The following is a 25,508-nucleotide window of genomic DNA, read 5'->3' on the forward strand; positions in this document are numbered from 1 at the left end:
TCACCTCCTTAAATTAGTAGAATGCCAAGCTCATCGTTGGAAGGGCCTGTCCAAACAGGAATACCTTTCTCATATTTAATATGGCGCTGCATGGACGAAGGTGCTTGGGCAGTAAAAGGCTGTATTTTTCTCCACCATGATCGTGTTTTATCTTCCTTAAGCCATTGTTCCTGAAATCCACTTGACTGCGGACAAATTACAGTGATACCATGCGAGTCAATCATTTTAAACTTTTTCGCCACTGTTTCAAACTGGAGAATATCCTTCTCCGAGATGGGTGATTTTTTAAAATCTTGATTGAGCACTCTTCTATAATAAGAAGCCATGGCAGCAGAAGAATAAAACACTGAAGTTCCATGCTCTTTTAGTAACCTTTCTAAATGTCGGACTCCCGACTCATAAGAAGGGGAGGGGTATTTTGGTTCTGGCCAAGTAAATAAATATACCTGTCCAAGCAACTCTTTACCGTAACGATTGCATCGACCTGCAGCTTGGATGACGGAAGGCAAAGGAGCCATTTCGCGGAATAAACATTGGAAGGATAGGTTAATTCCGGATTCTAACAACGAAGTTGAGATTACGATTGGACGATTTTTTAGGTCCGCTCTAATTTTCTCAACCCTGTCCACCCGTGCGTTTGCTGTAAGTGTAGTAGACAAATAATATACTGGCCGATCTTGAAATCGTTTGGCTACTAATTTATAAAGCTGCTGGGCACGTTTGCGTGTGTTGACGATAATAAGTGTGGAATCATCTGTTAACTTTTCTGACAGACTTATTTCTGTTAATTCGCCTAATAAAGAATAGCTAACTCTCTGAGGTGTCTCGACAGGAGGAGCAATCGCTTTGGGCAGATGACGCAACATGAGTTCCTGTATTGCTTTACTAGTGGTGAGGGGCAGTGGTGTAGCGCTTACAAGCAAGACGGTCATGCCGAAATGCTCCATTAGTACATCTAACATTTTTAAGATAGAGGGAAGCAGTTGTGAAGGGAGTAAGTGAAATTCATCCAAAATCAAAACGCTTCCAGCTAGACGATGTACCTTACGAAGCTTTCCGGGTTTGTTGGAAAATAGACTCTCGAACAGCTGGACAGTAGTCGTTACGATAAATTTTCGATCCCAATTTTCAATTGCCAACTGTGCTCTGCTTGTTGGATCTTCTTCGGTATAAATGGATTCTGGTAGAAAGGAGCTATGATCTTCAACCACATGTTCTTTTCCAAATAAGTCCCTGTAAAGAGCACTAATTTCCGAAGTCAAGTTAATGAGTGGGAGTGCTGTGATAATCCGGGATTTGTTGAATGTCTTTGCGTGTTCCAAGGCGAACGACAGGCTGGCAAAAGTCTTTCCAAAACCTGTTGGAAGTGTCAGTTCAAAATAAGACCCGGATTCTGTGCCTTTTCGCTCAGCTGCTTTTCTATATGCAGTAAGTTTATTTTCAGGGAATTCCTCAACGAATTCATGAAATTTTTTTTGAAAAAAACGAAATGAAGAACCATAATAAATTCTCTTTGATGATCGTTCACTGTTGAAATAAGCTTCTGTATCCAGCCAATCTGCATCAATAACCGCACTAAATATTAATCGAGTGAAAGCTGCACAATACATTGGATCTTGCCATTGTGGCAAGGCAGGAGTATTTCGGAATACCTCTGCCTGTTCCGCAACGAATTGCTTTACTTCATCAGAAAATCCATCATTAGGAACCTGATCATATAGTTTTACAAATGAATGGTTCATGTCATACAGTCCGCGATGATGACCGGCAATCATGTTTTCTATCAAATAAGCAATGGGTAAGTGTGTTTTCGGGAACTGAGACCTATGCATTGATAGCAGAAGAGCGCCTGGTAGAGCATGTTTGACGGAACCTTTACGAGCATTCGATTGTTGTACGTACAATTGAAAGTCGGGATGTGATTTTCCAATATCGTGGATAAGCGCCACAATTGATGATATCTTTTTTGGATCAAAAGAAAAGGTGAATTCTTCAGTTAGGTGCGTAAGGGATCTAAGGTGGTTTGATAATGTGTGAGGGGCATCAGGGTGATTGTTATTATAATGAGCAATCAAGTTGTCCAGTAATTCAAAGGACGGTGACATGAGAATCACGAACCTTTCTTTATACATTAGTTGGATAGAATATTTCCAAAAAGCGAGTAATCATTCGCAAGTATAGAAGTAGAATTAACAGACTTAAAAGTTATATTTCAACTAACATATAACAAGATTGAAAGAAAGTCAACTAACAATAATAAATGCCCTCTTTCCGAGGGCGTGGTTCAACATCTTAACTAGATTATTTCAATCCACTGCTGCCGAATGAGATGGAAAATAGCTTATTCAGTAACAGGCAACTACCAATTATTATCATTATAATATTAACAGCAATAAAGTTTATTGACTAATTTAATCTGCATAGTTTATTTGAAATTTATAGTTTTAATGAACAGATTACACAGCTATGATGTCAATTACCTAATTCTACGAAGGGAAATGGATTGATTAAAATAATGCGCGAACCTGAAGTGCCCATGAAAACATAGGGAGGTTCGCGCACATATGAGCTTGAAACAAACACTATTTTGGTCATGTTTTGTGGAAAGATAGTCATTCGGTATTATGGAGACACAATATGTAGATTATAGTATAATGGCAGATACAATACTTTGCGGTCACTCCCTGTATGGGGAGTGTGGATTGAAATTCCAGGGGACTTTAATTCATGGATTGGTTATTGGGGGTCACTCCCTGTATGGGGAGTGTGGATTGAAATCGTTACTTAGCTCGTCCCGCAGTTCCGGATAATCCGTCACTCCCTGTATGGGGAGTGTGGATTGAAATTCATTTCGAGTTGGTGGCTGTTTTATTCATGTGGAAGTCACTCCCTGTATGGGGAGTGTGGATTGAAATGATTCGAGGGCCTATTTTAAAGTTTTTTCGGTAATGTCACTCCCTGTATGGGGAGTGTGGATTGAAATCGAAAGAGACTGCTGAGGGTTGGGTAAAAGAAATACGTCACTCCCTGTATGGGGAGTGTGGATTGAAATATCTAAAGGGTATTTTGTGCCTTTTCTCATGTAATCGTCACTCCCTGTATGGGGAGTGTGGATTGAAATGTTTTCCCATCAGCATCACGGCACCTCCCCGCAAGTCACTCCCTGTATGGGGAGTGTGGATTGAAATGCTATTTACCTCGCCTAATCATCCGTATTTCCACGTCACTCCCTGTATTGGGAGTGTGGATTGAAATTAAAGATTGCAGGGGCTGCCAAAGAGGCGGGCGTCACGGTCACTCCCTGTATGGGGAGTGTGGATTGAAATCCCGCAATCATTGCAAGCATATACATACTCTTTGTCACTCCCTGTATGGGGAGTGTGGATTGAAATGTTTTGGATTTCATCGATTGCGAATATGACCCCGTCACTCCCTGTATGGGGAGTGTGGATTGAAATTATTAGATATATAGATTGCGAAATCAATAATAGGTCACTCCCTGTATGGGGAGTGTGGATTGAAATCGAAGAATCCGAAGGAAGAAGCGGAAATCGCAAGCGTCACTCCCTGTATGGGGAGTGTGGATTGAAATAATAAGTTGTTAATTTATTCATATGGTGTGAGTAAAGTCACTCCCTGTATGGGGAGTGTGGATTGAAATATAGCCCGAAACATTTAAGCCCATATGAAAGTGCAGTCACTCCCTGTATGGGGAGTGTGGATTGAAATACGAGAATCGAAACCAAGTAACAGTGAACCATTTTGTCACTCCCTGTATGGGGAGTGTGGATTGAAATCACATGATTGATATATTGTTAGATTGCACCATGTTAGTCACTCCCTGTATGGGGAGTGTGGATTGAAATACATGGGCGCGGCCCGTTACGATATGCACATCGCAGTCACTCCCTGTATGGGGAGTGTGGATTGAAATCGCATCCTCTCCGAAGGTAGCAATCCGCGACGCATCAAGTCACTCCCTGTATGGGGAGTGTGGATTGAAATGATCATGACGGTGAAATATTGCTCGATGTTTCGAGTCACTCCCTGTATGGGGAGTGTGGATTGAAATTTCGCCATGAACACATAGGACAGAGCCGAACCCTGTCACTCCCTGTATGGGGAGTGTGGATTGAAATAATCGTCCATTTGTAACTGTACAAATGGCATTGGAGTAACTCCCTGCATAGGGAGTTAGGATTGAAATGCTATTCGACAAAAAATGGGTTCAGATTCATACTAGTCTGGACGAATTGCAAGTACGGTAAATTCATATACAAATATGTGCGCTTAAGCTCCATTGAGAGAGTCTCATGGAGCTTTTTCTGTGAACATTAGGGGTGTTTATGCGCAATACCATAGGTGTTCTGCGTTTTGTTGGTAAGCTCTGCGTTTTTTGAATGAATTATGAGTTGTTGACTGTTGTTATGCGCCGAATTGATACGTTTATGAGTTGTTGTATGATTTTATGCTTGTTTTCTATGAAAGTAAGATTTCATGCATTGGTAGTGTGTACTCTTGAATGTCCAAGATACCAATCAACCAATGGAGACAGTGGTACAATCTCATTCTCTTTTCCTGAAATATCCTCCTTTACCTCCCTCTTTTATATTCACTTGCAGTGATATCATGGTGCAATAAAATAGAGACAATTCCATCACTTGTTCACGAACAATTGAAAATAGTGTAAAATTTAAAGAGTGCTCTATTATAGAGGTGTACTAACCTCTCCAAGATTGAGAGATGATATCTATGAAACCAAAATCTTTGCAGTCTCGCATATTTTCGTATGGTGCTCTTTTTGTTTCGCTTATTGCAATTATTACTGGCATTTCGTTTTATTTCACGATTTCGCAGGGGATTGAGCAGCAGCTTGGCATACGGGCGCTGAGCATTGCGAAGACGACAGCCGAAAGGCCGGATGTCCGAGCAGGATTCGAACTTGAGAATCCGACTGAAGTGCTGCAGCCGATTGCGGAGGCTGTCAGATTGCAAACGGGTGCAGAGTATGTCGTGATCGGGAATCGAGAAGGCATTCGTTATGCTCACCCAGTTGTCGACCGGATCGGCAAAAAAATGGTCGGTGATGATAATGAACGGGCGTTGCTATTAGGAGAATCGTATATTTCTGAGGCAACGGGTTCTTTGGGGCCTGCGTTGCGCGGAAAAGCGCCTATTTTTGATGAGCAAGGCGAGATTATCGGAGTCGTTTCGGTTGGTTATTTGAATGAAGATATTTCATCGATGTTTTTTCAATATGTCGACAATATTTCTTACATCGTGTTATTGGCAATTGCTCTTGGAATCATCGGATCAAGCGTTTTGGCACGGAATATAAAAAAGGAGCTTTTTAACTTGGAGCCGGCTGAAATTGCAAATTTATTTACAGAAAGGAATGCGCTTATTGAGTCGGTCCGTGAAGGGATCATTATGGTTGACGCAAAAGGGATTATTACGACAGTAAATCCAGCGGCTTATGATACGTTGTCTATTCCTGGTCAGACCGAATTGATTGGCAGGACGATTCAAGAAGTGCTGCCAAATACACTTCTTCCGAAGGTTTTGGAAACGGGGGAGCGGCATCTCGATCGTCCGATGGAAATCCACGGAAAGAAAGTAATTGTCAACCGAGTTCCGATATTGTCAGATGACCAAATTATCGGAGCGGTTTCTACATTTCGTCTAAAATCCGAAATCGACCAGCTTTCGATGGAATTATCGCAAGTGAAGCGGTATACGGAAGCGCTTCGAGCGCAGACACATGAATATAATAATTTTCTTTATACCATTTCGGGGCTTATTCAATTACAGTCGTATGACGAAGCATTGAGTTTAATTCACGATGAAACGGCAGAGCACCAATCGCTTATTCAGTTTGTGACGAAGCGGCTGCAGGATCCATTTCTTGGAGGTATTGTCATCGGATTTTTCAACCGAGCAAAAGAATTGAAGGTACGCTTCCTTCTTGACGAGGACAGCAATTTGAAAGAGCTGCCGGGCCATTTGGAGAAAACCCATTTTGTATCGATCATCGGAAACTTAATGACGAATGCGTTTGAAGCAATCGAGTCTCTTCCAGAGGAAAAAAGGATCGTACGGCTTTTTATATTGGATAACGGTGAGGAAATTTTATTTGAAGTAGAGGATTCGGGCAATGGCATCGCGGATGAGGTGCTGTCCTATTTATTCCAAAAGAAAGTATCGACGAAAGATGTGGAGGACAGAGGATATGGGTTAATGAAAGTGGCAGAGAACGTCGAAGACCTGAGTGGCTCCATTACGTTGGAAAAAGGAGATTTAGGTGGTGCGCTCTTTATCATTTCCATTCCGAAAAGGGGGTTTTTGCATGATGCCAATTGAGATTCTGATTATTGAAGACGATAAGCGGATTGCGGATATTCATCGTCGTTTCATCAATAAGATTGGGGGATTCGAGGTGATTGGCGCTGCGCATAATGGGGAGGAAGCGAAAGAGTGGGTAATCGCATTGCAGCCTGATTTAATATTATTGGATGTCTATTTACCAGATATGTTAGGTACAGAGATAATGGAGTTCATACACGAAACTAGCCCGGAAACGGATATCATTTTTATTACAGCGGCGGCAGAAGTCGATATTGTGAAAAAAGCATATCGCCGTGGAGTTGCCGATTATATTTTAAAACCACTCACATTTGACCGTTTCAAGGAAAGCCTTCTTACATACAAAGCAAAAAGAGAGGCGTTTACAGGTGTTGGTGTTATGCAAGAGGATTCTATACAATTGCTGTGGAATAAAACAATTAGTCAAGCAAGTACAGCGATTGAAACGCCTCCTCCAAAAGGCATCGACCCGATAACGAAAGAGAAAGTTGTCAACCACTTAAAAGAAATCGAAGGTGGAATTACCGCGGAGACGTTAGGCGTTGAAATTGGTGTTAGCCGTTCGACTGCAAGACGTTATTTGGAACATTTAGTGTCCGAAAAATGGGCGTATACGGAACTGATTTACGGCTCAGTCGGACGTCCGGAGAGAAGGTATTTCATTAAAAAACGGTGAACAGTATGAATAAAATGATGTTTACTCACATTATTGAACTTATGAACGCAAACATCGAATATAACCAACCTTCTGATAAATTGATGGTAGCGAATGAAAACGCTATCATCATTTTTTATTTTTAAAGGGGGATGTAGGAGATGTGGAAAAAATTCACGACAATCGCGATGACAGGTGTATTGGCGGTTGGGCTTGCGGCGTGTTCAAAGACGGATGGGGAGTCCATGAATTATCCGGAGCGTAATATAACTATCGTTGCTCCATCAGGGGCTGGCGGTGGTTGGGATCTTACTGCTCGTGCGATTGCGAAGACGATGAATGACACAAAATTGATTGAAAAACCGATTACAGTTGAAAACAAGCCGGGTGGTGGCGGTGCTGTCTATATGGCGGAGTTTGCAACGAAAGAAGCGAAGAATGATTATGCTTTGATGGTGAAATCGCCGCCTTTATTAATCAATAACAACAAGGCTGAAGGGAACAGTCCATACGGTTATAAAGATACGAAGCCGTTGGCACAGTTGACGCGTGATTACGGTGCGATTGTTGTAAAAGCAGAGTCGGAATTCGAGACGCTGAAAGACGTTTTGGAAGCTATTAAAAGCGATCCATCTTCTGTCACACTAGCTGGGGGATCTGCACCTGGATCGATGGACCATCTTGTCGGTGTCTTGCCTGCTTTCGAATATGGTCTTGATCCGAAAACGGTGAAGTATGTCTCGTATGATGGCGGCGGAGAAGCGGTAGCGGCATTGCTTGGCGGCAATGCGGATGTTATTGCGACGGATGCTTCTACGATCGGTCAATATGTGAAATCCGGTGATGTACGCGTTCTTGCTGTCAGTTCAACGGAGCGTTTAGGTGGCGAATTATCGGAAGTTCCGACGTTTATAGAAGAAGGAATTGACGCGGAGTTTACGATCTGGCGCGGAATTTTCGGCCCGAAGGAAATGTCGGATGCTGCAGTCGGTTATTGGGAGGAAAAGCTTAAAGAAATGGTAGAGACGGATGAATGGAAAGAAGAAATAGCGAGAAATGGCTGGGAAAGTGAATACCGCGATGCCGATGATTTCACGAAGTATTTGGAAGAACAAGATCAAGTTATCGTGGAACTTCTCACCGCATTAGGCATGCAAAAATAGTGTTGGCGGGCGGTGTTCGTAGCCGCCTTTTCTTTTAAGGAGGTAGGAAAGACAATGAGTAAAACTTTCGATCGATATGCAAGCATCGCTTTTTTACTAGTTGGCCTTTTATTTGTCATAGAGAGCATGAAAATTTCGGATAGCGCGTACGGATCGGCAGTTGGTCCGAAGATTTTTCCGTTAGGACTTGGCGTAATTTTAATCTTATTGAGTATAAGGTTGCTTTACGAAACTTTCAAATATCAATCTACCGAAGCGGTGAAAGAGAAACTCCAGTATAAGAAGTTTTTCGTCATCCTTATCAGTGCAGCACTATATGCCTTTTTGTTGGAGAAAATCGGCTATGTCGTTTCAACGTTTTTATTTTTGCTAATTGCTTTTCAAACGATGGAGCGCGGTCGAATCGTTCCGAGTTTAATGATCGCTGCTGTTTTTTCATTTGGTGTTTACTATTTTTTTGCGGAATTTCTTGGCGGCTCATTGCCTGGATTCCCTCTACTGTAATGAGAAAGGAGTCACAATATGAGCACTTTGCAATTTTTAGCTGATGGGTTTGCGATAGCATTTCAATGGCATAATCTATTGTTTGCATTTATTGGTGTTGTAATTGGCACAGCTGTTGGCGTTTTGCCAGGTATCGGGCCGATGAGCGGGGTCGCATTGCTCATTCCGGTTACGGCAACGATTACTTCAGGAATGCCGACAAGCGCGGCAGCTGCGAGCTCCATCATTTTGCTTGCAGGCGTTTATTACGGCGCGATGTATGGTGGTTCTACTACTTCGATATTATTAAATACGCCTGGTGAATCGTCATCGGTCGTGACGACGCTTGATGGGTATCAAATGGCGAGGCAAGGCCGGGCGGGAGCTGCATTAGCAATTGCTGCCATCGGATCGTTTGTTGCGGGGATCATTTCTTTAATCGGTCTCGTATTGTTAGCGGAACCGCTATCCAATGTCGCCATCAAGTTCGGCCCTGCAGAATATTTTTCATTAATGCTATTGGGATTGGCCGCAGTGAGTGGCCTTGCAGGAAAGTCGATGACGAAAGCTTTAATAATGACAGTCTTTGGCCTTTTGTTAGGAACGATTGGCATTGACGCTGTGTCAGGAATCGCCCGTTTTACATACAACCAGCCGATTCTATTTTCAGGGTTGGAGTTTTTAACGATTGCAGTCGGGCTATTTGCGCTTGGTGAAGTGTTTAAGACGATATTGGAGCGTGATGGGGAAGGAGGAGCGATTGCAAAAATCAATCGAATTCTCCCGACAAAGCAAGATATGAAAGACAGCTCAGTTCCGATCGTCCGCGGTTCTTTGCTTGGTTTTTTCATCGGTGTACTTCCGGGGGCCGGGGCAACGTTAGCTTCTTTCTTTTCGTATATGACAGAGAAAAAATTCGCAAAACGCCCTGAAACGTTCGGGAAAGGAAATATTGCTGGAGTCGCGGGGCCGGAATCGGCAAACAATGCAGCTTCTGGAGGTGCAATGATTCCTTTGCTGACGCTCGGAATCCCTGGTTCCGGCACGACTGCGATCTTAATGGGCGCTTTAATTATGTACAATATACAGCCAGGTCCGCTCCTTTTCGATGAGCATCCTGAAGTCGCATGGGGGCTGATCGCCAGTATGTTCATTGGAAATTTAATGCTGCTTGCCTTGAACATGCCGCTCGTCCGTGTTTTCGCTAAAGTGATTCAGACACCGAAAAAGTATTTGTTGCCGATCATCGTAGCAATCTCCTTTTTCGGAGTGTACGCTGTGCAATATACGACATTCGATTTATATTTACTGTTAGGATGCGGTGTTGTCGGTTATTTATTGGCAAAAAACGATTATCCAGTCGCTCCGTTAGTGTTGGCGCTCGTATTAGGACCGATGATTGAAAATAACATGCGCAGGGCACTAACGATTTCAAATGGCGATTTTAGCATCTTTTTCACGAAGCCTCTGTCACTTGTTTTTATTATCGCAGCGGCAGCATGGCTTTTAATTCCGCTCCTGCTTAAGATGAAAGGGAGGGCGGTAATTGTAGAGGAAGAAGGATGAGAACATATGTGGATTGCTTTGAAAATGAGCAATCCACTTTTTGTTGGAAAATAACGCTATTGCCTTACAGAATATAATATAGTGATTGTTTTTATAGAGATATGGGTGTTGAGATAAACCTGCAAACGCCTTGTTTTAAACATACATTATTTTTCATTTCTGAATGTCTTTCAAATCTTTTAAACTATTCTATAATTATATACAGAATTATTTAAAAAATAAATGCGCTAATCGGAGGAAAGACAATGGATTATTTATACAACCCCTATACGGCGACGCGCCATACAGCATTCGCGCGAAAAGGGATGGTAGCAACGTCTCAGCCGCTTGCAGCTCAAGCCGGGATTGAAATTATGCAGAAGGGAGGCAATGCGATTGATGCAGCGATTGCAACAGCGGCGGCGCTTACGGTTGTCGAGCCAACTTCGAATGGCATCGGAGGGGACGCGTTTGCGCTTGTTTGGGTGAAAGATCAGTTATTCGGTCTCAATGCTTCTGGACCTGCACCAGAGGCTTTAACACTTGTGGAGATGCAAAAGGCTGGCCATGAGAAGATGCCGATGTACGGGTTTACGCCCATTACTGTGCCTGGCGTGCCTGCAGCTTGGGCAGCCCTTTCTAAGCGTTTTGGAAAGTTGCCTTTAATTGAATCGTTGGCTCCTGCAATCCGTTACGCGGAAGAGGGGTATCCGTTAACGCCGGTATTAGGGAAATATTGGCGGATTGCCTTTCATAAATTCAAAGCGTTGAATTCTTCAGACTTTGATGAATGGTTTAAAACGTTTGCCCCGGATGGACGTCCTCCAGCAATCGGAGAAATGTGGAGGTCGGAAAGTCATGCAAAGACATTGCGGATGGTCGGTGAAACGAATGCAGAGTCTTTTTATAAAGGAGAATTGGCGGATCGAATCGTTGCTCATGTTGCGAACAACGGCGGCTATTTAAGAAAAACGGATTTGGAAAAATACGAAGTAGAATGGGTCACTCCAATGTCCACCAATTATAAAGGATATGATGTATGGGAAATTCCTCCGAACGGGCAAGGGATGATTGCGCTCATGGCACTGAATATTTTTTCTGAAATGAATCCTGCTGTACAAAATGACGTACAATCACTGCATGAGCAAATCGAATCAATGAAAAGAGCGTTTGTAGACGGTAAAGCTTTCATAACGGAAGGGGCTGATATGCCTATTGATGCCGGGTATTTACTGTCAAAAGAATACGCAAAGTTGCGAGCCTTGAGTATCGAAGAGCATGCAACCATTGCTGAACCGATTGAATTGCCAAAGGGTGGGACGGTTTATTTAGCTACGGCGGATGAAGAGGGGAATATGGTTTCATTCATACAGTCAAATTATATGGGGTTTGGTTCGGGAATTGTCGTACCGGAGACGGGGATTGGGCTGCAAAATCGCGGTGTCGATTTCTCGCTTGATCCACATCATCCAAATGTGTTGCGTCCAGGAAAACGTTCATACAATACGATCATTCCAGGCTTTTTGACGAAAGACGGACATGCAGTCGGCCCGTTTGGCATTATGGGTGGGTTCATGCAGCCTCAAGGGCATTTCCAAGTAGTCGTTAATACAATTGATTACAAATTGAACCCGCAAGCTGCGTTGGATGCACCGCGTTGGCAATGGGTAGAGGGCAATAAATTGCTTGTCGAGCCCAATTTTCCGAATTACTTAGCACAGGCGCTCACTCGGAAAGGACATCAAGTTGTGCCAACAATCGACAGTGGATCTTTTGGAAGAGGACAGATCATTTGGAGAAACCAACAAACAGGCGTCTTATCAGGAGGGACGGAGTCGAGGACAGATGGGTCGATTGCAGTGTGGTAGAGTTTTTAGAGGCACTAAAATATGAAGAAATGAGTGGCGATAACCGACGTAAGACTATAAACAATCAATGCAAAGAGGATTGGTTTGCGAAGAGGCTGTTTAAATACCTGGAGAAGTGCTTCTGTTCGTAATTAAAGAAGCGTCCAAAAAGTCGATAAATCGATTTTCTGGGCGCTTTTTGTTTTTGTAATGAGTATTGATGGGTGCAACAAGTGGTCGATATGTGTATTTTCAAGCGGCTTCTCTGTATTTTCGATCGTTTGCCTCGAACTTACGAGAAGTTACTAAGAATCTTCGAGCTGCTTTACTGTCTTTACGATCGGTAACACACTTTACACGATCGTATGTTACTCAACTAATCTTGTTGCTTCGTAATTTTGAGCCCTCTCTGGCAATCGGTTGACGCATCCTCTCTTCATCACATATCATCCACGTAGTCGATCAAATTTTAAACCGATTCACCGCTTTGCTTAATTCCTCGCTCAGGTCCGTCAATGTTTCTGCTGCTTCGGTCACTGTTTGAATCGCTCGTACTTGTTCATCTGTTGACGCATTGACTTCTTCACAAGCCGCCGCTGTTTCTTGTGAAGTGGCTACCATTGTTTGAATGGTTTCGCTAACTTCGTCTTTGTGGACGGCAACCTTTTGGATTTCATGGTAAATGGAATTGATCGAAGTTTCCATCTCGGTCATTACGGAAGTTAATTGATCGAAAGTTACTTCGGTGTCGTTGACGACGACGCCTTGCCGGCGGAAGTTTTCCCTTGTGTCAAACATTTGCTGAGAAACTTGTTTCGCGCCTTCTTGCAATTCAATGACGGTCGCTTTCACTTCTTCCGTCGATCGAGCGGATTGTTCGGCCAATTTACGGACTTCTTCCGCAACGACTGCGAAGCCTTTTCCGTGTTCTCCTGCACGTGCTGCTTCGATGCTGGCATTCAACGCAAGTAGATTTGTTTGAGATGAAATTTCGGTAATCGTTTCCATAACACCGTTGATTGCCTTCACTTTTTCTTCTAACGTGTCAATTACTTCAGCCATCGACTTCATCTCAATCTCCCAGCTACTGAAGGATTGTTTTAGCTCGTTCATTTGTTTTTGGCCGCTGGAATTCATGTCACCGACTTTTGTTGCAAGCTCCTGCATTTGAGCTGCTTTCTTGGTAATGACATTTATTTCCTTACCGAATAATTCAGCTCGTTCAGTAACAGCTTCAGCGTCCACTGCCGAACGGGATGCGCCATTTGCGATTTCTCCGATAGCGTGCGCGACTTCATTGCTTGAGGCGTTCGTTTCCTCTGCAGTTGCGCTTAAGCCTTCAGAATGTGTGCGTACATCCTCTGCTGATTGATTGACGAGAGCAATTACACGATTAGTGTCTTCAATCATTATATTAAAATAATCTCCAAGTTCTCCGATTTCATCTTTTGATTGAATCGTAGATCTGACCGTTAAATTACCGGCAGAAACTTCTTGCATAAGCGCTTTCAGCTTCTGTATCGGTTTCACTGTACGATTGATGACCGGGTAAAGAACTACGATAAATAAAATTAAGATACCGACTTCTATGATGATCATCCATATTTTCAAGGAATTGGATAGCTGATCAATTTCTTTCGTGCTGTATATTGCGGCGATCTTCCATCCTAAGCCGGACACGGTTGCAAATGTATTGATCTTTGAATCGCCATCATGTGTAAACTGAATGTCGCCGCGCTCTTTGCCGTTTTCGTAGTGAAACATCTCTTCAACGTAAGGAGCGTCCATCAGATTCTCTCCTGCAGATTCAGGGTGAACCATCGCTGTCCCTTGTGCATCAAAAAGTGCTAAAAACCCGTTATGACCAATATCTTTCGTAGAAATGGCTGCTGCCAACTGGTCCATTCGAATATCAAGACCTAATACGCCGATGAGCTTACCGTCTTTTTGAACGGCTTTCATGGCGCTAATCGAGTATTCACCCGTCGCGCGGTCGATATGCGGTTCTGTCCAATAGACTTTCTCTGGATTCGCAGCTGCTTCCTGATACCATTCAAATTCTGTTGGGTTATAGTCACTGCCTAAATCTGCTTTCGGAACGGTCAACATCTCTTTCGATGGCAACGCGAAATAAAGCATAGATGTATTGTCATATAGTTTTAGGAATGAATTGAATTCCTTTTCCATGGCGGGTAGGTATTCAGCATAATTTCCATCAGCATCTGCAAAATCCGTCAAATGAGAGGAATTTGATAGTTGTGTAAGCCCTTTCTCATGCAAATCAATGAAATTTTCAACGAAAGCCCCTATTTCATGTATGAGAGTTTCACTTTGCCCAACGATGCTTTCCCTCGTTTTTTCTTTCACGTGTAGAATTGAAAGTGCAGTCATGATTGATATACCGATAATGAACAAAACGGACACTGTAACGATAATTTTAGTTTTAATGGACTTAAACATGGTCGCACCTTCCTTTTTTTAGGTTATTCATACAACCTTTCATTTCGGATTATTAAGCACTATGTTTAGCTATATATAAATAATAATAGTGTTCTTAATTCAGTTAATATATCAACAATAGGAAGAGAGTGTTTTCAGGGATTAATTATTCTTTTCAAGCATTTTAGCAGTCGACAATTGTAATGAGTAAAAAGCAGATGGTTGTTAGAATTGAAAAGCTGTACCGGCTTTAATCGTCCAGTACAGCTTTTTAGTAATAGAGTTTAAGTTAATCGTTTGTATATTGCAGTTGAGAGTGTTTATTGATTACTTTTTGCTTCGAATCGGGCGGTTGGTGTTGGAAACCGCTCGGTTGCTGCTTGTTATCGGGCGTTTGCCGTTGGATATGAAGCGGTTAAAGATAAGTATCGGGAGGTCTCCTTTGTTGATTGATCGGTTATACCGCAATTTGCCCGGTCGCTGCCATGTATCGGGTGGCTGCAGACTAAAAATCGATACAAATATCCTTCAAGCGAAAGCGTTCATCAATCAACACAACACTCCAACAAAAATCGATTTATATTTTAAATTTCTCTACTGCGATGCTTAATTCCTCACTTAACTTTGTTAGCGTTTCTGCGGATTGTGCGACTGATTGGATAGCGTGTAGCTGTTCATCAGTTGAGGCGCTAACTTCTTCACAAGCTGCCGCTGTTTCTTCGGAAGTAGCAGCCATCGTATGGATCGTTTCTGCAACTTCGTTTTTATAGGCAACAACGCGACCAATTTCAGAAGTGACTTCCTCAATCGAAGTTTGCATCTTCTCCATAAGTGAAGTAATCGTGCTGAATGTTGATTCTGTTTCATTGACGATAACAGTTTGCTGCTGGAAATTACCGATTGTTTTCTTCATATTATTTGTCACGATTTTGTATTCAGCTTGCAATTCAAGAATCGTTGCTTGTACTTGGTCTGTTGAAAGCGATGATTGTTCCGCTAGTTTCCGAACTTCTTCAGCAACAACGGCGAACCCTTTTCCGTGTTCACCAGCACGTGCAGCTTCAATACTTGCATTCAATGCCAATAAATTCGTCTGTGCGGAAATGTCCGTGATCGTCTGCATGACGCCTCCGATTGCATTCACTTTTTCGCTCAATGTTTCAATGACCACTGACATAGAGCGCAAATCAGATTCATAGTTTGTAAATGAATGCTTCATTTCATTCATTCGTTCTTTTCCTTCGGTATTCATCGCACCTGTTTTATGGGCTATTTCATTCATCATATCTGCTTTTTCAATGATTTTTTCAATTTGTTTGCCTAAACGGTCAGCTCGTTCTGCAACAAGTTCTGCGTCTTCCGCGGATTTCGCAGCGCCATTTGCGATTTCATTGATCGCGTAGGAAACTTCCATGCTCGATGCGCTCGTCTCTTCGGCTATGGCACTTAGGGACTCGGAATTGAGCAAAACGTTTTTGGCAGATTGTTGAACAGTAGTGATCACATCTTTTGTTTGATGGATCATCGTATTAAAATGCTGCCCAAGATCTCCAATTTCATCTTTTGTACTAATATTTGCCAATACAGTCAAATCGCCATTAGACACTGTATTCATGACATCTTTCATAGAGCTGATCGGTTTAACGATTTGTTTAATGACAAAGTATAATGCGGCAAAAGTAGCAAATACAATGATTGCTGCAATAATGATCATAGAATTCCGCATTTCATTTGCCGTTTTGGCAATGTGCTTCTCTTCATATACAGCTCCGACTTTCCATCCAAAATCAGGAATTGTCGAGAATATATTCAGTCGATCTACGCCTTCTTCATTCTTGAAACGAACTTCTCCAGAGTCCGAAGCGTAGACTTCTTTCATATCAGGCCGTTCTTTGACGTTTTCCCCTTTCAACGTTGGGTGGCTAATGACATTTCCTTCGCTGTCTAATATGTAAGGAATCCCTTCGTAACCGATTTCGGTCGAAGAAATCATTTCGTCTAATTTGGACAGTTGTATATCGAGCGCAACAACGCCAATCATTTTGCTGTCAGCCATAACGGCTTTGGATGCTGTAATGACCCATTCACCAGATGCAGCGTCGACGTATGGTTTTGACCAAGCAACTTCAACTAATACAGTAGCTGCCCTTTCGTACCATTCTCTTGTAGTTGGATCAAAACTCTCTCCCAAGTCTGTATTTGGATAGATCATTACCGATTTGTCTGGCAATGCGAAGTAAACGGATGATACATCAGGATAAATTGCAAGAAATGGCTGCATCTCCTCATTAAAATGCTGAAACGCTTCATTGCTAGTAGATGATTGCAAGCTTTTAGCAGTCGATAAAAATTCGATCCCTTTTCCGTATTGCCCTAAAAAGTTTTCCGCAATATTGCTCATGCCACCGACAAGCGCTTCACTCGATTGAATGACAGTATCTTGCGTACGATCTTTCACTTGTAAGCTGCTAATTGTTGTCATAATTGTAATCCCGATTACAAACAAAACAGTGACAGTTGCAATAATTTTTGTCTTGATTGATTTAAGCAAGGCTGTTTCCTCCAAACCCTTTAAATAAGTATATTACAAAACTATCTTCGGTAAATTACTACAATTGTTTAGTTGGGGAATATTGGGTATAGAGTTGGACGACCATTATTGTAATAAAATAACGAAAAGGAGATGTGTACATGAAACCGGTTATCGGAATTACATGCAATGTAGATGATGAGGATACCCAGCAACTGCAATATGCTTATATAGAGGCGGTCACCCGGGCAGGGGGTGCGCCGGTTATTCTACCAATAGGGATTGACGAAGATGTGATGCAGTACGCATCTTTAGTGGATGGGTTGCTGTTAACTGGAGGAGATGATGTTGCCCCATACTATTTTGGTGAAGACCCGCATACGAAATTAGGTCGTGTTACTCCGGGACGTGATTCAATGGAAATTCGCTTAGCACGTCAAATGTTAAATGCGGATAAACCTATTTTAGGCATTTGCAGAGGAATGCAAATGATAAATGTTATTTTTGGCGGAACGCTTTATCAAGATTTGGAGTCGCAATATGAAAAGTCTTTAATCCAACATAAGCAAATTGCAAAGAGGGGCCATGCTTCACATTCAATTAGAATCTCAAGTGGCAAACTTTTAGAGATTGCCAATATTCACGAGATTTTTGTGAATTCATTTCATCATCAAGCTGTTCGTGATGTGGCAAAGCCATTGCGGATTACGGGAATAGCGAATGATGGGGTCGTAGAAGCGATTGAAAGTGAAAAGCATAAATTTGTAATCGGTGTTCAATGGCATCCGGAAGTGCTGGCAAATAACGGGGACATTCTATCAGAGAAATTGTTTAAAAAATTTATAGAAAGTTGTAGCAATAAATGAGAGATGAAGTAGATCGTAGACTTAACTTAAAGAAAGTCTGGGATCTTTTTCTTATCTATTTCATTTCAATACGTTATTTTGTCTCATTTTGCTCAACTTTTCTTTCGGATAGCCGATACAATTGGTAACGATGTTTCAAGTTTATGGGGAGGTTTGGAATATGGTCGGACGAATTGGGGGAAATGGATCTCAACCAATTGGGGCGAGGATGGAAGGCGCTCTGGTAGAGACGGAAGTGATGGTTGCTGAAGTCCAAGCGATATCGGTTGAAGCCCAACAACAATCCCAAGAGGAACGTCATCTGCCTGTTGAAAAAGCGATGCAAATGACAGACAGCATGAATACGTTCTTAGAAAGCGTCAATACACAGCTGCGGTTTAAGCTGCATGATGAATTGAATGAGTATTATGTTACAATTGTCGATTCGAAAACAGACGAGGTTGTCCGAGAGGTTCCTTCAAAGAAGCTCATGGATATCTACGCGGCAATGAAGGAATTTGTCGGACTGCTTATCGACCGAAAAATTTGAGGAGGTTTTTAAACAATGCGAATTAGTGGATTAGCAACAGGAATGGATACGGAACAGATTATTAAAGACATGATGACGGCAAACCGTATACCGTTAAATAAAATTAACCAGAAGAAACAGTATTTGGAATGGCAAGTGGATGATTACCGGAGTGTTAATAGAAAACTAAAAGATTTTTACAATAATATCTTTGATAATATGATCATGTCGAAGAATTTTAGTCATAAAACAGTTTCGATATCTTCACCGAATGATATAGCTATACGTGCAAAAGGTAATATGGAAAACTTTACAGGGACAATTCGAGTGGAACAATTAGCTACGAATGCAACGTTTCAAAGTAAGGCTTTAACAAATGAAAATGGTGAAAAAGCAACTGCTACTACTAAATTAGGTGAGCTAACTGACAGCACAGATCGTTTTTTTGCAATAAAAATAAAGACATCTGACATGGAAGAAGCAGTGGAAATCAGAATGTCGAAAGATGATACGATAGATGCTTTAGTAACTGAGATTTCACAGAAAACAGGGCTTCGAGCATTTTTTGATTCCCACACTGGCCAAATTGGTTTTACTGCCAAGGAGTCAGGAGAAATGAAGGTGGAAATTAGTGGGGTAGATGAAATGGGTGACTTGTCTTCAATAATAGGAATTGGTGATTTTGAGGGAGGGCAAAATGCGAAGTTCACATACAACGGTCTAACAACTGAAAGATCTTCCAATACGTTTGAAATTGATGGCATCGAAATTACCTTGAAGGAAGCTAATAATAAAGATATAACTTTTAACTCTGCAACGGACACAGAAAAAGTCTTCGAAAATGTTGTAAAATTCATCGATGAATACAATACGCTAATCGAAGATCTGAATAAACAAATACGTGAGCCGAAATACCGTTCATTCCCACCTTTATCTGCTGAGCAGAAAAAAGAGATGACAGAAAAGGAAATCGAGCTTTGGGAAGAGAAAGCAAAGAGCGGTACGTTGCGCAATGACTCGGATATATCAAGTTTATTGTCGCAAATGCGGACAGCGCTAATGGGCTCAGTGAATGGACAATCGTTGTCAGATATCGGCATTACAACCTCCAAAGACTACTTGGATCGCGGTAAGTTAGTCATTAATGAGGATAAGTTGAAACAAGCGATTTCCGAGGATCCGAACAAAGTTCATCAACTCTTTGCAAACGATGGAAGTAAGCAAACAGACGGAAAAGATGGTTTTGCCCGTCAATTACGTACAATAGTTGATGCAACTCAAAAGACTATTCAAAAGCGTGCTGGTAAAGTGGGCGACGTGAATGATACGTTTACTTTGGGCAAGAATTTGGATGATATGAACAAGCAAATTGAGCGTTTTGAAGAACGGTTAAAAATGACGGAAGATCGTTTATGGAGACAGTTTACAGCGATGGAGCGGGCAATTCAAAGAGCGAATGCCCAATCGGCAAGTCTTATGAATGCATTTGGCGGTGGCGGTTACTAATTTCTAGACAAGCGGATTCATCCGCTTTGAGAATCCCTTTTAAAGGAGACAAGCAATAATGGCAATAAACAATCCGTATGCAACGTATCAGAACAATTCGGTGAATACGTCGACGCCTGGCGAGTTGACGCTTATGTTATACAATGGCTGTCTGAAATTTATTCATCAGGCGAAGAAGGCATTGGAGACGGGCGATATCGAGGAGAAAAATAAAGCGACGCAGAAGGCTCAAGCGATCGTTTCTGAGCTGATGGTCACCTTGGATACGTCCGTTGCAGTGTCTGAGCAGATGATGACGTTATATGATTTTGTTAATAATCGTTTATTAGAAGCGAATATTAAAAATGAAAGCAAGTTCTATGATGAAGCTGCGGACATTATGACGGAGTTTCGCGATACTTGGAAGCAAGTGATTCAGATCAACCGGCAAAAACAGTATGCGAATATGGATGAAATATGATTCGGCCCGCGATGGTACGCTGGCAAGAAGTAGCTGATCGGCTACTTTATTTGACCAGTCAATCAGGAGAAGAGCAACGTGATGAATTAATTGAACAAATCGAGCGTCTTTTGGACGAACGAGATGAACTGCAACGGGAAATCGTGGCTCCTTTTACTCCGGAGGAAGAATTGGCCGGAAAGGAACTGGTCGCTATTGAACAACGAGTCGTTCAGGCGTTGACTACATTTACGAAGCAGATTCGCTCGGATATTTCAGCGGCTCAGTCGAAAAAAGAGCATATGAAACATTATGTAAATCCTTATGGAAAAGTAGCGCGAGATGGTACTTTCTATGATACGAAACAATAAATAATCATTAAGATTTTAGCTGCACCTTACATGTTAGAACGTTCTAACATGTAAGGTGCAGTTTTTTGATTATAGAAGAAGTACTGCTGGCCAGTTTAATAGTTGACTAATAAATGGTTCAAGTACGATCTTTCCAAATTGATCAATTGTCTTGACGGTATCTATTATAAAGAATTGATATTTCGTAAAAAAATCCTCAACGCTAAGCGATAACACAATTTCAAAACAAAGCATTGGGTCATTTTTATGCGCAATCTTAGTATTCAGAATGGTTAGTTCCACCTATATGAATGACTGTTCATTCATGATAATATTTACTTATTATATTGTCATAATATGATCCTATTAACCTAACTGCTGAAGGGTGTGTCATTATTGAATCTTGAACAAGTACGAATGGAAGATTGGCTACAAAAAAATCGAATCATGATTATTGGTTTCTCTATAGCTGCGGGATTAGGGCTCGTCGCTCAGCTGATACAGCGATCACCGACAGAAATACTACTATCAGTTGCCATTCCGTTTGTTTTGGCATTACTTGCATATGGTATTTCAATAAAATGGCGTCCTTTTTCGACCTATTTGCCTTATGTATTATTACTATTAAATTTTGCAATTGCAATTTCAATTATGTATTTTTCGGAAGCGAACTTAGGTTCGATTGGTGTAGTTGTTTTGTTGTTGGCTCTTTCACCGATTCATGGAAAAATGCGCATTATGATGTTTGGTTTTATATTAAGTATCATTGCAATGATTATGAACAATAGCCTTTTTGTAGATCCACAGTTAGTCGAGACGAGCGGTAGAAATTTAGTTATTTTACAAGTTTTGGCGGGTGTCATTTTACTATTGGTCGTTCGACAAAATGGAAAAGTTTTTGCCCATGTGGAAGAGCTTGTTCAACTTACAGCATCTAAAGCTTTTGAAGAGCAACAGCTGAAAGAAAAAATGGAACATACGGTTAAAACGATTACAAATTATTTGGCGCAGCTAACAGAAAGCTCAGAAACGAATGCTCATTCCCAGCGTGAAATGTTGTTGGCTGTCAATGAAGTAAGTGTGAGCAGCCAGCAGCAGGCAGACCATATTACTGAAATTGCAGAAAACACTGAGCAGGCGAATGAAGCAGTAACGCAAATATTTGAAGGGCTTGGTGGCATTGCGGATCAAGCAGTTAAAGCAGGGGAGCGTGCTGATGAAGGCGCAATAAAAATGGGGGAATTAAAGGAGAAAATCCAGGTATTTATTTTGACATTCAAGGAGCTGCATGAAACGTTCAGCATGCTAACAAATAAAATTGCGGAGACGAATGAATTCGCTGGTTCAATAAAGGCGATTACGGAGCAGACGAATCTATTAGCGCTGAATGCCTCGATTGAAGCAGCACGGGCTGGTGAACACGGAAAAGGCTTTGCGGTCGTTGCTGAGGAAATAAGGAAATTGGCTGGTTTAACGAGCAATACGCTTGAAAAAATCGATCGGAATTTGGGAGAGGTCAATCGGTATACTGAACAGTCCGTTGCGAAGTTGGATGAAGGGTTTGTCCAAATGGAAAGTCAGGCTGTTGTTGCGAATACTTCTACACAGGCTTTTGAAGTGCTTTTTACTGCAATGGAAGGTTTGCAAAAGGCTTTGCACAAGTTTAAAGGGGACTTCCTCCTTGTCTTGGAGAGCAGTGAATTGGTGAAGCGCCGGACGATGGATTTTGCCGCTACCGTGCAACAAAGCACTGCTTCAATAGAAGAACTGAATGCCACATTGACAAATTTAACAGATGAACAGCAGGTAATTGCACAGACGATAGAGAAGACGCATAGGGAAGCCGTTCGTTTATGTGAATAAAGTACGAGGGCATTACTGCATACATTTTTTAACTGTTCAATCGATCGTGATTTCAAATTAACAGATGCCAAGAGGGGAGCGGGATGGCAATGGGGAATGTGGAACAGTTTGTACAGGAGCAATTTGCGAAAAAGAATTTTATTTTATTTGCAACATTGGGGGCTTCAAGTTTCATTGGCACTTTGTTTTATTTATTGACTGGACAAGATGGTTTGAAAACAGTGAGTATGGCGGTTCCGGTAACGATTTCGGTCATTATTTACCTGTTAGCGAAAAGAAGTGAGCTTATCGAAAGGATCTTTCCATGGATTATTATTGGGTTTACAGCTACTGCAGCGATATTCAATGGGATTGCCGGTAATCCTTCATTGGCAACTGCAGGCATTGCGTTTTTCATAGCAGGTATTGCAAGCGTACATGCTTCCATGCGTATTATGTCTTTCGGATTTGGATTGTCGATCATCGTCATGATCGTTTTCCTATGGCAATATCCGCATCAGGAGCAAATTGCTTCGAGCAAAGGAAGTGTCATGTTGACACTGATTTTGTTAGGGGCGGGTTTATTGATTCAGATAAGGCAAACGAAAAAGTTAGAGGCTCAAGTTAGCCTATTTTCTCAAGAGCAAACTGAGCGGGCGAATGAAGAAACGAAGAAGCGTGAGCGATTGAACCATAACGTCGAAGAAGTGGCAAATGATTTGGATTCTATTGGGCGAACGGCAGAGCGGCATTTAGCATCTCAAAAGGAGCTGCTAACCATTATGGATGGATTAGCAGCGGGAGTGGAACAGGAGGCTACGCAAATCGGACAAATTGCTCAGTTTTCACAGGCTGCTCGTGAAGATGTTGCTGAAATGCGGTTAGAGGCGGAGCGGATGTTTGGAGAAACAAGTTATCTGCGAGGGACTTCGGAAGAAATTGTTGACACGATGAGGAGAGTTCGCAAGGGGATGACGGATGTCGAAGAGTTTTTAGGAAATCTGAATCGCTCTTTTACTGCTCTTACGGAAAATATCGAGCGGACGAATGGATTGGCGAAATCAATCGAAACGATTACGGAACAGACAAATTTATTGGCATTGAATGCGTCAATTGAAGCGGCCCGCGCAGGTAACCACGGCAAAGGATTCGCGGTTGTAGCCGAGGAAATACGGAAATTATCATTAATGACAGCTGAAACTTTAAATGAAATAAACGACAATTTGACGGAAGTAAACCGGATGAATAAGGAATCACAGTTAAATTTATCGGGCAGCACAGAGAAGCTTAGGGAGCAGGGCAAGCTGACCGTGTCGGCAGAAGGAAATGTAGAATCGATGCATTATACTTTGGATCGTTTGCATGAGAAGTTCGGACGGTTTGATGAGAAGATGAAAAGAATTGCTGATGAAACGGCCAACATCGGCAAAATGACGGGAGATTTCGCGGAGTTGTTGGCGCAATCGAGTGCTTCTCTTGAAGAGGTGAATGCGACAGTGCATGAGACGGTTCGTGATAATGAACAAGTTGTTGGAACGTTGGAAGGGACGATGAAACGGACGAAGGAGTTGATTGAAGTGCGGTAAAGGGCGTTTAAAATCAATTTTCTGAAAAGTTGAATCGAAAAGAAAGAAAAAAACCTTTTTGTTTGTTATAATAGCAGTAAGGATGAAAAAGCTCATTAGTATGAGCCGGAGTCGTCCTTTTGAATCCACCTATAGACTTCCGGTAAGATGGTAGGTCTGTGCTCTGATTAGGAGCAAGCGCAACGGGGTATGCAGACCTATATATGTAACGTTATCATGTGCAAGAAAATGCTGTACATGCTTTCGTCACATTTCGACAAGTTCTTAATATTTTCTTCAAAATTAAAAAGGGTTTTGGAGAGAATATGGAGAAATATATATCAACGGTTAATTAAAGGAGGAGTTCATATGCTAGACTTTAACATCCGAGGGGAAAATATTGAGGTAACTCCAGCAATTCGTGAGTACGTTGAGAAAAAGGTCCAGAAGTTGGAACGGTACTTCACTGAAGGCGCTAATGCTACAGCCCACGTAAATCTGAAAGTTTACAATGACAAACAGACTAAAGTGGAAATTACAATCCCGATGAAAAACTTGACACTCCGCGCGGAAGAGCGCCACGACGATATGTATGCGGCGGTTGACCTAATCGTTGATAAACTTGAAAGACAGATTCGAAAATATAAAACAAGAGTAAATCGTAAATTCCGTGAACGAGAAGGCGTCGCAGCCTTTTTGCAATCAGTTGAGAGAGAGAAGAACAACAATGACGAGGCTTTGACTGAGGATCAAGAATTCCAAGTAGTCCGCACAAAGCAATTCGATCTGAAGCCAATGGATCAGGAAGAAGCCATATTACAAATGAACATGTTAGGCCATAATTTCTTTATCTTTACAGATGCGGAATCTGATGGAACAAACATTGTGTATAAGCGGAAAGACGGTAAATACGGTTTAATTGAAACAAACTAATAAAGATGACAGGCCCTCGAGTGATTCGGGGGCTTTTTTGCGGGTTTTGGGGGAGTTTATGCGTGTGCTGCTGGTGTTTATGCGGCATTGTAGGAGTATATGCATGTGTTGCTGGCGTTTATGCTGCTTTGTAGGAGTTTATGCGTGTGCTGCAGGTGTTTATGCGGCATTGTAGGAGTATATGCGTGTGTTACTGGTGTTTATGCGGCATTGTAGGAGTATATGTGTGTGTTGCAGGCGTTATGAGGCATTGTAGGAATTTATGCGTGTGCTGCAGGTGTTTATGCGGCATTGTAGGAGTATATGCGCGTGCTGCTGGCGTTTATGCTGCTTTGTAGGAGTATATGCGTGTGCTGGCGGTGTTTATGCTGCTTTGAAGAGTTTAATGCGCGCCGGGCTGGGAGTTATGCGTTTGAGGTTAGTGCTTATGCTGTCTTGAGAGAAATTATATGGTCATTGCATGCGCAATGCGTA

General features: G+C 42.0%; 17 protein-coding genes and 1 CRISPR repeat array. Of the genes, 14 read left to right on the top strand and 3 right to left on the bottom strand.

The annotated features are described in order from the left end of the window. Positions 1 to 8: 8 nt before the first annotated feature. Positions 9 to 2,132: a CRISPR-associated helicase Cas3' gene (cas3, locus tag WFH04_RS00275; RefSeq protein ID WP_336822040.1), complete on the bottom strand. Its 2,124-nt coding sequence runs from the start codon at positions 2,130 to 2,132 to the stop codon at positions 9 to 11. Between the two features lie 544 nt (positions 2,133 to 2,676). After that, a CRISPR array of direct repeats spans positions 2,677 to 4,207; the repeat unit is 33 nt; unit sequence GTCACTCCCTGTATGGGGAGTGTGGATTGAAAT. 536 nt (positions 4,208 to 4,743) lie between these two features. Between cas3 and WFH04_RS00280 the strand changes: the two genes are divergently transcribed. The 6 genes from WFH04_RS00280 (at position 4,744) to WFH04_RS00305 (ending at position 12,077) form a co-directional block, all read left to right on the top strand. Beyond that, a complete protein-coding gene (locus tag WFH04_RS00280) occupies positions 4,744 to 6,360 on the top strand; it encodes an ATP-binding protein (RefSeq protein ID WP_408020151.1) in 1,617 nt (538 codons plus the stop codon). Next, complete coding sequence (locus WFH04_RS00285; protein WP_336822042.1) at positions 6,347 to 7,039, top strand: response regulator; 693 nt, start codon at positions 6,347 to 6,349, stop codon at positions 7,037 to 7,039. The genes WFH04_RS00280 and WFH04_RS00285 overlap by 14 nt, the downstream gene beginning before the upstream one ends. A 140-nt stretch (positions 7,040 to 7,179) precedes the next feature. Continuing rightward, positions 7,180 to 8,181 (top strand): Bug family tripartite tricarboxylate transporter substrate binding protein, encoded by a 1,002-nt coding sequence (locus WFH04_RS00290; RefSeq protein WP_408020152.1) that lies wholly within the window; start codon positions 7,180 to 7,182, stop codon positions 8,179 to 8,181. Positions 8,182 to 8,235: 54 nt separating this feature from the next. Continuing rightward, positions 8,236 to 8,685: a tripartite tricarboxylate transporter TctB family protein gene (locus tag WFH04_RS00295; protein ID WP_336822043.1), complete on the top strand. Its 450-nt coding sequence runs from the start codon at positions 8,236 to 8,238 to the stop codon at positions 8,683 to 8,685. 18 nt (positions 8,686 to 8,703) lie between these two features. Then, positions 8,704 to 10,230 (top strand): tripartite tricarboxylate transporter permease, encoded by a 1,527-nt coding sequence (locus tag WFH04_RS00300; protein ID WP_336822044.1) that lies wholly within the window; start codon positions 8,704 to 8,706, stop codon positions 10,228 to 10,230. A gap of 245 nt (positions 10,231 to 10,475) precedes the next feature. After that, on the top strand, positions 10,476 to 12,077 hold the full coding sequence (locus WFH04_RS00305) for a gamma-glutamyltransferase family protein (protein WP_336822045.1): 1,602 nt from the start codon (positions 10,476 to 10,478) through the stop codon (positions 12,075 to 12,077). 441 nt (positions 12,078 to 12,518) lie between these two features. Here the strand turns inward: WFH04_RS00305 and WFH04_RS00310 are convergent, their stop codons facing one another. Then, positions 12,519 to 14,516 carry a methyl-accepting chemotaxis protein gene (locus WFH04_RS00310; RefSeq protein ID WP_336822046.1) on the bottom strand — a complete coding sequence of 666 codons (1,998 nt, stop codon included), beginning with the start codon at positions 14,514 to 14,516 and terminating at the stop codon, positions 12,519 to 12,521. Between the two features lie 556 nt (positions 14,517 to 15,072). Continuing rightward, positions 15,073 to 17,046, bottom strand: coding sequence for a methyl-accepting chemotaxis protein (locus tag WFH04_RS00315; RefSeq protein ID WP_336822047.1), 1,974 nt, complete (start codon positions 17,044 to 17,046; stop codon positions 15,073 to 15,075). A 140-nt stretch (positions 17,047 to 17,186) separates the two neighbouring features. On the opposite strand from WFH04_RS00315, the gene WFH04_RS00320 reads away from it, so the two are divergent. From WFH04_RS00320 to hpf, 8 genes are all read left to right on the top strand, one after another. Further along, positions 17,187 to 17,891 (top strand): gamma-glutamyl-gamma-aminobutyrate hydrolase family protein, encoded by a 705-nt coding sequence (locus WFH04_RS00320; RefSeq protein WP_336822048.1) that lies wholly within the window; start codon positions 17,187 to 17,189, stop codon positions 17,889 to 17,891. Between the two features lie 160 nt (positions 17,892 to 18,051). Beyond that, positions 18,052 to 18,420: a flagellar protein FlaG gene (gene flaG / locus WFH04_RS00325; protein ID WP_336822049.1), complete on the top strand. Its 369-nt coding sequence runs from the start codon at positions 18,052 to 18,054 to the stop codon at positions 18,418 to 18,420. Between the two features lie 15 nt (positions 18,421 to 18,435). Further along, entirely contained in the window at positions 18,436 to 19,905 is a 1,470-nt protein-coding gene (locus WFH04_RS00330) for a flagellar hook-associated protein 2 (RefSeq protein WP_336822050.1), read from the top strand. A 58-nt stretch (positions 19,906 to 19,963) separates the two neighbouring features. Further along, a complete protein-coding gene (gene fliS, locus WFH04_RS00335) occupies positions 19,964 to 20,365 on the top strand; it encodes a flagellar export chaperone FliS (RefSeq protein ID WP_336822051.1) in 402 nt (133 codons plus the stop codon). Beyond that, entirely contained in the window at positions 20,362 to 20,715 is a 354-nt protein-coding gene (fliT, locus tag WFH04_RS00340; protein WP_336822052.1) for a flagellar protein FliT, read from the top strand. The genes fliS and fliT overlap by 4 nt, the downstream gene beginning before the upstream one ends. 375 nt (positions 20,716 to 21,090) lie before the next feature. Next, positions 21,091 to 22,557 carry a methyl-accepting chemotaxis protein gene (locus WFH04_RS00345; RefSeq protein WP_336822053.1) on the top strand — a complete coding sequence of 489 codons (1,467 nt, stop codon included), beginning with the start codon at positions 21,091 to 21,093 and terminating at the stop codon, positions 22,555 to 22,557. 83 nt (positions 22,558 to 22,640) lie between these two features. Then, complete coding sequence (locus WFH04_RS00350; protein ID WP_336822054.1) at positions 22,641 to 24,122, top strand: methyl-accepting chemotaxis protein; 1,482 nt, start codon at positions 22,641 to 22,643, stop codon at positions 24,120 to 24,122. A 348-nt stretch (positions 24,123 to 24,470) separates the two neighbouring features. Then, entirely contained in the window at positions 24,471 to 25,034 is a 564-nt protein-coding gene (gene hpf, locus WFH04_RS00355) for a ribosome hibernation-promoting factor, HPF/YfiA family (RefSeq protein WP_336822055.1), read from the top strand. Positions 25,035 to 25,508 lie beyond the last annotated feature (474 nt).

Origin of the sequence: Sporosarcina sp. USHLN248, assembly GCF_037144575.1 — a bacterium.
GTDB lineage: Bacteria > Bacillota > Bacilli > Bacillales_A > Planococcaceae > Sporosarcina > Sporosarcina contaminans.